Source organism: Carboxylicivirga litoralis (assembly GCF_025499605.1).
GTDB classification, from domain to species: domain Bacteria; phylum Bacteroidota; class Bacteroidia; order Bacteroidales; family Marinilabiliaceae; genus Carboxylicivirga; species Carboxylicivirga litoralis.
Map to the genome: position 1 here is coordinate 1 of NZ_JAFMVC010000048.1, position 11,092 is coordinate 11,092.

12 protein-coding genes are annotated in these 11,092 nt (G+C 36.9%); 11 read left to right on the plus strand and 1 reads right to left on the minus strand.

The genetic code is table 11. The features are described from left to right. The first annotated feature begins 121 nt into the window (after positions 1–121). Positions 122–256, plus strand: coding sequence for a hypothetical protein (locus J1N10_RS20030; protein ID WP_262328510.1), 135 nt, complete (start codon positions 122–124; stop codon positions 254–256). Continuing rightward, on the plus strand, positions 253–777 hold the full coding sequence (locus tag J1N10_RS20035; protein WP_262328511.1) for a hypothetical protein: 525 nt from the start codon (positions 253–255) through the stop codon (positions 775–777). The genes J1N10_RS20030 and J1N10_RS20035 overlap by 4 nt, the downstream gene beginning before the upstream one ends. A gap of 6 nt (positions 778–783) precedes the next feature. Here the strand turns inward: J1N10_RS20035 and J1N10_RS21345 are convergent, their stop codons facing one another. Next, entirely contained in the window at positions 784–1,095 is a 312-nt protein-coding gene (locus J1N10_RS21345; RefSeq protein WP_410053457.1) for a DUF4291 family protein, read from the minus strand. A gap of 564 nt (positions 1,096–1,659) precedes the next feature. Here J1N10_RS21345 and J1N10_RS20040 point away from each other — a divergent pair. From J1N10_RS20040 to fumC, 9 genes are all read left to right on the plus strand, one after another. Continuing rightward, a complete protein-coding gene (locus J1N10_RS20040; RefSeq protein ID WP_262328512.1) occupies positions 1,660–2,502 on the plus strand; it encodes a formate/nitrite transporter family protein in 843 nt (280 codons plus the stop codon). 334 nt (positions 2,503–2,836) lie between these two features. Next, entirely contained in the window at positions 2,837–3,022 is a 186-nt protein-coding gene (locus J1N10_RS20045; RefSeq protein WP_262328513.1) for a CsbD family protein, read from the plus strand. 93 nt (positions 3,023–3,115) lie between these two features. Further along, positions 3,116–3,502 (plus strand): cupin domain-containing protein, encoded by a 387-nt coding sequence (locus J1N10_RS20050; protein ID WP_262328514.1) that lies wholly within the window; start codon positions 3,116–3,118, stop codon positions 3,500–3,502. Positions 3,503–3,542: 40 nt separating this feature from the next. Beyond that, positions 3,543–3,959 (plus strand): OsmC family peroxiredoxin, encoded by a 417-nt coding sequence (locus J1N10_RS20055; RefSeq protein ID WP_262328515.1) that lies wholly within the window; start codon positions 3,543–3,545, stop codon positions 3,957–3,959. A 49-nt stretch (positions 3,960–4,008) separates the two neighbouring features. After that, positions 4,009–6,798, plus strand: coding sequence for an aconitate hydratase AcnA (acnA, locus tag J1N10_RS20060; RefSeq protein WP_262328516.1), 2,790 nt, complete (start codon positions 4,009–4,011; stop codon positions 6,796–6,798). 29 nt (positions 6,799–6,827) lie between these two features. Continuing rightward, positions 6,828–7,241 (plus strand): c-type cytochrome, encoded by a 414-nt coding sequence (locus J1N10_RS20065; protein WP_262328517.1) that lies wholly within the window; start codon positions 6,828–6,830, stop codon positions 7,239–7,241. A gap of 78 nt (positions 7,242–7,319) precedes the next feature. Continuing rightward, the gene (hflK, locus tag J1N10_RS20070; protein WP_262328518.1) at positions 7,320–8,291 is read left to right on the plus strand and encodes an FtsH protease activity modulator HflK; all 972 of its coding nucleotides are present in this window, start codon (positions 7,320–7,322) and stop codon (positions 8,289–8,291) included. A 12-nt stretch (positions 8,292–8,303) separates the two neighbouring features. Continuing rightward, positions 8,304–9,248, plus strand: a complete 945-nt coding sequence (gene hflC, locus J1N10_RS20075; protein ID WP_262328519.1) for a protease modulator HflC — start codon at positions 8,304–8,306, stop codon at positions 9,246–9,248. A gap of 32 nt (positions 9,249–9,280) precedes the next feature. Further along, on the plus strand, positions 9,281–10,678 hold the full coding sequence (gene fumC, locus J1N10_RS20080) for a class II fumarate hydratase (RefSeq protein ID WP_262328520.1): 1,398 nt from the start codon (positions 9,281–9,283) through the stop codon (positions 10,676–10,678). Positions 10,679–11,092: the final 414 nt, after the last annotated feature.

Here is an 11,092-nt window from a genome sequence, read left to right on the forward strand (position 1 = left end):
CTTTTTTTACTGAAAAACGAGGGTGGTCACTTTGAATCGTTACAAGGTGGTCACATTAAATCGTTTGAGGGTGGTCAATATGACCGTTATTTCCAATTTACCAATTGTTGAAAAAGGTTGGATGAAGAATAACACTTTGTTTAAAATTGAAACACCCAAAACAGGTAAACGCCAGGTTAATATAGGACTCGGGCGCGACGGAGAAGGGATGCGTATATTTAATGAAAACATTATTAATTTTGAGATAGTAAAATGATTTTCTTTTCTACAGAACAATTAAATAGGATAGAGTTAGCTAGTAAAAGCTATGAAGAATTAGCTCTTGAACAAGAGCTTGGTATTAAGAGCCTAAACTATAAGCATATTGATTTTTTATTTGAATACTTTTTAAACAATGATAAATGGAGGGTTTTTAGATATATTTTCGTGCTGTTTTCGCGAAATTTGAGTAACCCAGATAAAGAAGATCTATATAGGAAATATTTACTTGATAGTAGGCATTTTGATCATGAGGATATGATAATCTATTTTTATGATGATTTTGTAATGGACTTAAGAAATATTGAAATGTTACATGAATTGATTACTAATATACCATCTTATTTCTATGAAGCTGAGCGAGAATATGTTTTTATGGAAAAATGTATCACTGCATTAAGTGCCCAAAAATACCCAGAAAATCTTGAAAAGATAAAAAAACTTTCTAATTCGACAAAAGATAATACCTTAAAAAAAATGACAACTTATGTAATTGAAAATTGGAACTATAAAAATTAACAACCCTTAATATATGGTCTGTTCAGAAGCAAAAATAATACTTCTTACATTGTCAGTAATAGGATAAATATTTTCGAGAGGGAGCATGTTTCTCGCTTCCTCTGTTTTCTTATCTGATATAAGATAATTTATCCCTCTGCACTTATCTGAAATATCCTCAATACTAACAATCCAGTCGTTTACATACTTTTCAACAGCAATACCAGTTAATCCAACTTGAATAGAGCGGTAGTTTAAATTGTTAAAGTACATATCTTTCTCTGGATCCCATTGAATTCTTACGGGAGAACAGAAAAAATAAAATGGATTCTTTGATATATAGCCTTAACTTGTAAAATAATAATTTCAATAGTTTATTGCTAGTTGCAACAACTTATATATTCAAGTGAAAATTTTCATTAAAAATATGGTATGTATACGTTGCCAAATGTTAGTTAAGAGCGAACTAGAAAAATTAGGGCTGGAATATGCTGTTGAAAAAATTGAAGAAGCCAACAGGATGGAAAAGATAAGTTGTAGCTAATTGGATTAATGCATACAACTTCACCACGTTATATAGAGTTAAAAAGGTTTGAAAAAAACGAGTATAAAAAATGGAGGGCTTAATTATGTAGTGTTTCTAAAAAGAAGTCCGCAAGAAACAATGTGAAAGGAAGGTCGGTATTCGAAGACCTATGCCTTTACATTTTATGAATTATATGAAGAAAGAAGGTTAAACACTAATCGTTTCTCATTCAATCCTGAAAACAAGACGTTATGTGAACCTTCTATTTTAAAAGATAGTTTAGTCCCAATAGAATTTAATAGGTCTATATTACACAAGTATGATTACCTGAACAAATCCCCACGAGTTTTCTTCAACTATATGCTTTATAAATAACTATGGTACGGTTGGTAAACAAACTAAAAGAAGCTTTAAACAAGCCTAAGCAGATTAATGAAATACTTGATGAGCAGATTGAAACTGGTTTACGAGAACACAAGCGGTCAAATCAAGATTTATTTCTCTCAGCCATATCAGCAGGCTTAGAAGTTGGATTTAGCGTGTTCCTCATGGCTTCTATTTATAGTTTGTTCAATGACGTTGTTCATCCATCAATGCTTCATGTCATGCTGGCAATTGCCTACCCTCTTGGGTTTATATTTGTAGTGATTGGTAAATCCGAACTCTTTACAGAGCATACCAGCCTTGCGGTAATCCCTGTTTTAAGTAAAGATGCAACAATAAAGAGCCTATTAATACTATGGGGGGTAGTTTATCTCGGGAATTTATTGGGAGGTTATATTTTTGGATACATTCTTTCCGTTCTTCCTGAACGACTGAATGCTATAAATAATGGAGCATTTTATGGATTGGCAAAAAAATTAATACACCACCCTTGGCATATCATTTTAGGAAGTGGAATTCTTGCCGGATGGTTAATGGGCTTGTTGTCATGGCTGGTTACTTCTTCGCAGGACACATTAAGCAGGATAGTAATAATAACTTTAATTACTTCTGTAATTGGGATAGGCGGACTACACCACTCTATTGTTGGTTCCATAGAAGTGTTTACCGCATCTTTAACAAGTATTGAAATAACCTGGAAAGATTATCTACACGTTCAAACATCGGCAACCTTGGGCAATATTATTGGAGGGGTTGTATTTGTTGCATTCGTAAAATTTAGCCATGTAAATCCACGAAATAAGCATTATATGTCATCTGATAAGAAAAATAAATAAAGCAGTTATCTCATATAATTGAATTCCCACATATTCGTAATCAATAATTTCAACGTTTGCAATTATTAAATTTCAGAAAAGCATCCCATCTAATTTATAGACAAATAAAAGTCTAAGGATCATCCCGATAATTAACCTAAATGACATGTAGCATATTGACTTGGTATGCCTACCAATATTGCTCTATACTATAAAGTTTGCTGTAAAAAGGTGTGAATGATGTAACTAATAAACAGAACTATGTAATGCTTTCTTTGATAGATAGCCTGACCTTTGTAAAGTGGAATTATATCCGCTACTGTATTGCCAGTTGCAACAATTAAAAATTAAAGTCATGAATAAAATGGAACTAAAAGGAAACTGGAATGAACAGAAAGGTAAACTCAAAAAGAAATTTGGATTCCTTACGGAAAATGACCTCATGTTTGAAGAAGGTAAACAAGAAGAAATGCTTGGAAAATTGCAAATCAAGTTGGGCAAAACCAAAGAAGAATTGCACAAAATTATTAATGGCCTTTAATCATTATATAAAGTAGTAAAACGACTATTGTGTAAAATGGATGCAGCAATAGTTTAAAACAAAGTCATCCTTAATGAAAAGGGAGGAACAGTTATGAAAATTGCAAAAGAGAAGATCGAAGTAAAAATGGAGATAGCTGGTGCTGTTATTCGACAGAGAAATGATTTTGGTGACGCAACAGGTTTAGGGAAAATAAGTTGTGAGTATTTCAGTCTTTCTGCTGGAGTAGATACAACTCCCTTGTTTATGGGTCTTGAAGGAAATTTGTGTCAGTGCCCGCATTGGGGATACGTCTTGAGTGGTCAACTTACAACCACCGATGCTAAAGGCATCAAGGAAGTTGTGAATACGAACGATTTGTTTTACTGGCCCTCCGGGCATAATGTTTTGGTCAATGTAAATGCAGAAATCATCATGTTCAGCCCTCAGACACAGCACAGTCATGTAATCAATCACATGATTGAGAAGACCAAGGGCTAAGATTATCATCATAAGAGACAGTTAGACCTGAATTAATAATATGAAAAAAACAGCAACAGCCCATTGGCTAGGAAATCTTAAAGAGGGCAAAGGAACATTAAGTACGCAAAGTGAAATTTTAGATAAAACCAATTACAGCTTCAAGTCACGTTTTGAAGAAGGTGAAAAAGGGACAAATCCTGAAGAGTTATTGGCTGCCGCACATGCAGGCTGTTTTACAATGTCAGTTGCATCTATTTTAGATAAAAAAAGTTTAACCCCTGATAAATTGGATACTAAGGCAACCATAACACTGGAAGGCTTATCCATTACAGCTATTCATTTATCCATAACCGGTTCTGTGAAAGATATGGATGCGGATGCTTTTGCTTTAGTTGTTAAGGAAGCTGAACAAAACTGTATCATCTCTAAAGCTTTAAAAGTGGCTATTACTTCTGAAGCACATTTTGTTATTTGAGAAAACAGAATATTCCTGTTTTAATACGACTTACAAAGAAAGGAACAATATGGGAAATGATATCTTTCAAATAAAAAGCACTTTAGAAATAGGAGAAAAACGGTATTCCTATTGCAGCCTCATTGAGCTAAAAAAGCAAGGATATGCGATAGAGAAATTCCCATTTTCTATTCGTATTTTATTGGAAAATGCCTTGCGCAATTTTGATGACCTCGCAGTAACCAAAGAGGCCATTATGACGATTTTGAACTGGAAACCCGAAGGTTCGGACAAGGATATTCCGTTTAAACCAGCCCGTGTTTTAATGCAGGATTTTACCGGAGTTCCAGCTGTAGTCGATATTGCTGCACTCCGTTCCGAAGTAGCGAGAAAAGGGAAAGATCCAAATACCATTAATCCGCTCATTCAAGTTGATTTAGTTATTGACCACTCGGTACAGGTAGATTATTTTGGCACGGAAGATTCCTACAAACAAAATATAGACGAAGAATATAAACGCAACATAGAGCGCTATCAATTACTAAAGTGGGCACAGAAATCCTTCGATAATTTTAGAGTCGTTCCCCCGGGAATGGGAATTTGCCATCAGGTAAATCTTGAATATTTCTCAAAAGGCGTTATTGCAAGAAATGGAGAGGTTTTTCCGGACACTTTGGTTGGGACTGATAGTCATACCCCAATGGTTAATGGTATTGGCGTTGTGGCTTGGGGCGTAGGTGGTATTGAGGCAGAAGCCGCTCTTCTGGGGCAGCCCATCTTTTTTATTATGCCTGAAGTTATTGGCTTAAAACTTACCGGCAAACTTCCTTTGGGTTCAACAGCAACAGACCTTGTCTTAACCATTGCCAATAAGCTTCGGAAATATGGTGTAGTAGGAAAATTTGTTGAGGTTTTTGGTTCTGGTCTGGATCATCTTTCTGTGCCCGATCGGGCAACTATTGGTAATATGTCGCCAGAATTTGGCTGCACCATTACCTACTTCCCTATCGATGATAAAACCCTGGAGTATATGAGGAAAAGCAATCGTTCAGAGGAGCACATCAAGTTGGTTGAAGAATACTGTAAAGCCAATATGCTCTGGAGGGAAGATGAAGATAGTATTACGTATACAGCTGTTTTGGAATTAGACCTGTCGACTATAGAGCCCACCGTTGCCGGTCCTAAACGCCCACAGGATAAAATCCTTTTGAAAGACTTTAAAAATGAATTTATCAAGTTACTGGATAAATCGTTCGACCGCAAATACATCATTCAGGAAAGCCGCGAGAACCTGAAACCTATCACAACCTGGAATACTGAAGGAGGAGATCAATTATCTCACAAAGTAACTACCACATCATTAAAAAAGAAAACGGAAATACAGGGAAAAAATGAATTGAAGACGGTTTGGATTAATCAGGGTCAGGAAAAATTTATGCTTTCCGATGGTACCGTGGTGATAGCAGCAATTACCTCTTGTACGAACACATCAAACCCCTATGTTATGATAGGTGCCGGGTTGGTAGCCCGAAAGGCCAGGGAGCTTGGTATTGATGTAAAACCATGGGTAAAAACCTCTCTGGCACCCGGGTCTAAAGTAGTGACCGATTACCTCAAAAAGGCAGGTTTAATGAAAGATCTGGAAGCCTTGCATTTTCATTTGGTAGGCTATGGCTGTACTTCCTGTATTGGAAATTCAGGTCCTTTGCCGGAGCAAATCGCTAATGCAATTGATGAACATCATTTGGTGGTTGCATCGGTACTTTCCGGAAACCGAAATTTTGAAGCGAGAATTCATCCTCAGGTAAAAATGAATTTCTTGATGTCTCCCATGCTCGTGGTGGCTTATGCCCTTGCCGGACGAGTGGATATTGATTTGATTAATGAGCCCCTAAACTACGATTCCAATCAGAAACTGATTTATCTGAAAGATATTTGGCCTACAAATGATGAAATAAATGAAATTCTAAACCGGGTATTGTCTTCAGATGATTTTGCTAAAAACTATGATGAAATTTTTGAGGGTAATGAAATCTGGAGAAATCTGAAAGTTCCCACTGGCAAATTATATGAATGGGACAAGAGTTCGACCTACATTAAAGAGATTCCATCTTTTCGCAATATTTCTGAACAACCGGAACCGTTGAAAAATATAAAAGATGCAAGGGCACTGCTTGTATTAGGCGACAGTGTCACCACCGACCATATCTCTCCCGCAGGTGCATTTAGCCCGGAATCTGATTCTGGAAAATATTTATTGGAAAGGGGGGTGAAAAAAGAGGATTTTAATTCCTATGGATCGCGCAGAGGAAATGATGAAGTAATGGTACGTGGTACTTTTGCCAATGTTCGCATTAAAAATAAGTTGGCAACAAAAGAAGGCGGTTTCACTATTTTTTTACCAACCGGTGAAGAATTATCAGTATACGATGCTTCTGTAAAATACAAAGAAACGCAAACGCCCTTATTGGTTCTTGCAGGTAAAGAATATGGCAGCGGTTCCTCACGTGACTGGGCTGCCAAAGGCACATTTTTATTGGGAATAAAAGCCGTATTGGCTGAAAGTTACGAACGTATCCACAGGAGTAATTTGGTTGGTATGGGCGTACTGCCGCTTCAATATAAAGATGGCGCAACTGTCGAAAAACTAGGCCTGTCAGGGAAGGAAATATTCACAATAAACCGTATTGCTGAAGATATCACACCATTAAAGGAAGTACAGGTAATTGCCAAAAATGATAAAAATGAAGAGATGAAATTCAATGTAATTGCTCGTCTTGATTCCGAAATAGAAATTGAATACTACCGCAATGGAGGCATCTTACAATATGTGCTGCGGCAATTTCTGCAAAAAGAGTGATTATCTGACTTTTTTTAAATATCAATAATATGGGAAAACTTAAAAAATATACGTTGATAGCAACATTCTTGATTGTTTCAGCTATCTCTTTTCAGGCTATTTCCCAGGAAAATGGAAACAACAACTGGATTGCGCCAAAAGAAGCTGACGAAATAGTCAATCCGTTAAAAGGCAATGAGGAGGCGACCAAAGCAGGGAAGGTTCTATTTCAACAACAATGTGTGGTTTGCCACGGAACTTCCGGTAAAGGGGACGGTGCTGCAAGTGTGGCTCTAAATCCAAAACCTGCCAACTTCACATCAAAAAAAGTACAAAATGAAACGGATGGAGCCATTTTTTGGAAAATCACAACAGGTAGGCCACCCATGATCTCGTACAAGGATTTGCTTATTGAAGAACAACGCTGGCAGTTGGTAAATTATATACGCACATTTTCAGAATAGAGACCGTTAAAAATTAGAATACTACTAAAATCTATTACCATTTACAACTGTAATAAGAAAATCTAATAATTATAACATATGAAAAATGTATTAAACATAAACATGGTTAAATCGCCTCTATTGAAAAAATTACTGAAGTATAGAAAGATTATCATCATTCTATTTTTTTCATTGCTGATTGCCTTTAGTGCATTTTTTCAGATTGACCCCGAAGAGGTAGGAGTTATTACCCGCTTTGGTAAATATGTGAAAAAAGTTGAACCAGGGCTTAACATGAAAATACCTTTTATTGAACAAGTGTATAAAGTACCGGTTGAAAGACAACAAAAGCTGGAATTTGGTTTCCGGACTGTAAAAGCAGGCATTAATACGCAATACACAAGGTCTGGCACCAAAGATGAGTCTTTAATGCTTACTGGCGATCTTAACCTTGCAGATGTGGAATGGGTTGTACAATACCGAATTAATGATGCTTACAATTACTTATTTAAGGTAAGAGACCCAGAAAACTCATTGCGTGATGTTTCGGAAGCTGCACTCAGACAAATTGTGGGAGATCGGACCGTGAATGAAGTACTTACTGTAGGGCGTACAGAAATCGCCACTAATATGGTTGAACTAATGAACCAAATATGCAAGGACTACTCACTTGGAATAAAAATCGATCAGGTTGTACTACAAGATGTTAATCCCCCCGAACCAGTAAAAGCTGCTTTTAATGCAGTAAACCAGGCACAACAAGAAAAAGAAACACTGATTAATCAGGCAAAATCGGAGTATAATAAAGTTATCCCAAAAGCAAGTGGCCAGGCTAAGGAAACAATACAAAAAGCAGAAGGATACGCCACCGAGCGGGTGAATATTGCACTGGGCGAGGTTGCCCGTTTTAATGCTATTTATAGTGAATACGTTAAAGCGCCGGAAGTAACGAGACGGAGAATTTATCTCGAAACTATGGGATCCGTATTGCCTAAGTTGGGCAATAAAATTATTATTGATGAACAAGGAAACAATGTATTGCCCTTGTTACAAATGCAATTAAACAAATAACACAATGGAATTATGAAAAAGAATAAAATTATATTTTTAAGTATCGCCCTTATAGTGTTGTTAATTGTGGTATTACAAAGTGTGTATATTGTAAAAGAAACAGAGCAGGTAGTTATTACTCAATTTGGAAAACCAGTGGGCAAAGCTAAAACAGAACCGGGACTAAAGTTTAAAACACCCTTTATACAAAAAACCAATTATTTTGAAAAACGTTACATGGAATGGGATGGAGATCCAAACCAGGTACCAACAAAAGATAAAAAATTCATATTTGTTGATGCTTATGCCCGTTGGCAAATTACAGATCCATTGCAGTTCTTTATTCGAATGACCAATGAAAGGGGCGCACAAACCCGTCTGGATGATATTCTTGATGGAGAAACAAGAGATTACATTGCAGCCCATGATCTGGAAGAAGCTGTACGTTCTCAGAACAGGGTTCCGGCTTCCTCAGGCGCAACCGGTGAAATGATTTCCGATTCGCTTGCCACCATATCTGTTGGACGTCAGGAATTACAACGAATGATTCTTTTATCAGCCAACGAGAAGGCGCAGGATCTTGGTATTGTTATACTCGACTTTCGGATCAAACGAATTAATTACGTTGATGAAGTAAGCGCTCAGGTATACGAACGTATGAAAAGTGAAAGGTTTCGGATAGCTGATAAATTCCGTTCTGAAGGACAGGGAGAAGCATCACGTATCAATGGAGAGAAAGAAAGAGAACTAAAAACCATTCAATCGGAAGCTTTTAGAGAAGCCGAAGACATAAAAGGTAAGGCAGACGCCAGGGCTGCTGCAATATATGCTTCTGTGTATGACCAAACATCTGCTTCACGCGAATTATATGGTTTTTTAAAATCGATGGAAACTTTTGAAACAACATTTGATACAACTACATCTGTTATTTTATCTACGGACAGTGAACTTTACAAATATTTGAAAAGTATGAAGTAAATAACGACAATACTTGATAAACCATTAATAATATGGAATATAGAATAGAAAAAGACACAATGGGTGAAGTAAAGGTACCAACTCATTGTTATTGGGGTGCTCAAACAGAACGTTCTCGAAATAATTTTAAAATTGGTCCAGAAGCATCCATGCCCAAAGAAATAATCCATGCATTTGCCTATATGAAAAAGGCAGCAGCGGTGACAAACCATCAATTAGGGGTATTAGCAGCCGATAAAAAAGAACTGATAGTAAATGTATGTGATGAAATAATTGCAGGCAAACATGATACTGAGTTTCCTTTGGTAATATGGCAAACTGGTTCGGGGACGCAAAGCAATATGAATATAAACGAAGTAATTGCTAACCGGGCACACGTTATACAAGGTAATAAGTTGGGGGAAGGTAAATTGTATGTTCATCCCAATGATGATGTCAATAAATCACAATCGTCCAATGATGTATTTTCGTCTGCAATGCATCTAGCAGCATATAAGATGGTAATAGATAATACTATTCCAGGAATCAATGCACTGATAGGTACATTGCACAGTAAAGCACAAGATTTTAAAAGCATTGTTAAAGTTGGACGTACACACTTTATGGATGCGACTCCACTAACCTTAGGTCAGGAGTTTTCAGGTTATGAACAACAACTGATTAACTGTATCAGGGCCATTAAAAATGCACTGCTGTTGGTTCGTGAGTTAGCCTTGGGAGGAACAGCTGTTGGCACAGGCCTAAACACACCTAAAAGATATGATTTATTAGTAGTTCAAAAAATTGCAGAACTCACCGGTATCCCATTTATTAGTGCGCCAAATAAGTTCGAAGCTATTGCCAGTCATGATGCGATGGTTGAATTATCCGGAGCATTGAAACGTTGTGCTGTTTCATTGATGAAAATAGGGAACGATATTCGTATGTTGAGTTCTGGCCCCCGTTGCGGTATTGGTGAAATTATTATACCAGAAAATGAACCTGGTTCATCCATCATGCCCGGAAAAGTTAATCCTACTCAAACTGAGGCCTTAACCATGGTCTGCGCCCAGGTAATGGGAAATGATGTGGCAGTTTCCATTGGAGGTTCAAACGGCCACTTTGAATTAAATGTCTTTAAACCGCTTATTGCCGCTAATGTATTGCAATCGGCTCGCTTGATTGGTGATGTTTGCCTTTCGTTCAATAATAAGTGCGCAACTGGCATACGCCCCAATCTCCCCATGATAAAGCAACATCTTGAAAATTCCCTCATGCTTGTAACAGCGCTTAATTCACACATCGGTTATGAAAATGCCGCTATAATAGCTAAGAAAGCGCAGGCAGAGCATAAAACCTTGCGGGAAGCAGCAATTGAACTCAATCTTTTAACCAATAAGCAATTTGATGAATGGGTGAAACCGGAAGATATGTGCGGAGCAATGGATTAGATGGAGTCTGGGCATAAATTCCTTTTTTTATCGTTACGCGTGCCAGTAAAATGCTCATTTACATTATCTATTGGAGGTAACACTCTCGTGATAGTGAGCAACGCAAAAAAGGCTTTCTTGATCAGTTAAAATAGTAGTTGTAAGAAACTCCTGTGGAGCAATGTTCTTCTCAGGATTTGCATTCAGTTATCAATATCAAGGTTGGCAGATTTTCGCAAATAAATAAAGTAAACAGTAACTACTACAAAGATTGTTAGTCTCACGAAACTTGTAACCAATTACACCGATGTGGAATAGTAGCGCCATATACAAACTAAGTCTAAGTACATGACAAAAGTTTATAACATTTATCTAAATCGCTGTTATTTATTGGATTGATTAACGCATTTGCGATTCTAATCAGTCCGTATTTAA

Excerpts from the sequence above, each read along its gene's own strand:
- hflK (WP_262328518.1), top strand. The coding sequence starts at position 7,320 with ATGAAAAATGTATTAAACATAAACATGGTTAAATCGCCTCTATTGAAA.
- J1N10_RS20065 (WP_262328517.1), top strand. The coding sequence starts at position 6,828 with ATGGGAAAACTTAAAAAATATACGTTGATAGCAACATTCTTGATTGTT.
- J1N10_RS20035 (WP_262328511.1), top strand. The coding sequence starts at position 253 with ATGATTTTCTTTTCTACAGAACAATTAAATAGGATAGAGTTAGCTAGT.
- J1N10_RS20045 (WP_262328513.1), top strand. The coding sequence starts at position 2,837 with ATGAATAAAATGGAACTAAAAGGAAACTGGAATGAACAGAAAGGTAAA.
- hflC (WP_262328519.1), top strand. The coding sequence starts at position 8,304 with ATGAAAAAGAATAAAATTATATTTTTAAGTATCGCCCTTATAGTGTTG.
- J1N10_RS20050 (WP_262328514.1), top strand. The coding sequence starts at position 3,116 with ATGAAAATTGCAAAAGAGAAGATCGAAGTAAAAATGGAGATAGCTGGT.
- J1N10_RS20030 (WP_262328510.1), top strand. The coding sequence starts at position 122 with ATGAAGAATAACACTTTGTTTAAAATTGAAACACCCAAAACAGGTAAA.
- J1N10_RS20055 (WP_262328515.1), top strand. The coding sequence starts at position 3,543 with ATGAAAAAAACAGCAACAGCCCATTGGCTAGGAAATCTTAAAGAGGGC.
- J1N10_RS20040 (WP_262328512.1), top strand. The coding sequence starts at position 1,660 with ATGGTACGGTTGGTAAACAAACTAAAAGAAGCTTTAAACAAGCCTAAG.
- acnA (WP_262328516.1), top strand. The coding sequence starts at position 4,009 with ATGGGAAATGATATCTTTCAAATAAAAAGCACTTTAGAAATAGGAGAA.
- fumC (WP_262328520.1), top strand. The coding sequence starts at position 9,281 with ATGGAATATAGAATAGAAAAAGACACAATGGGTGAAGTAAAGGTACCA.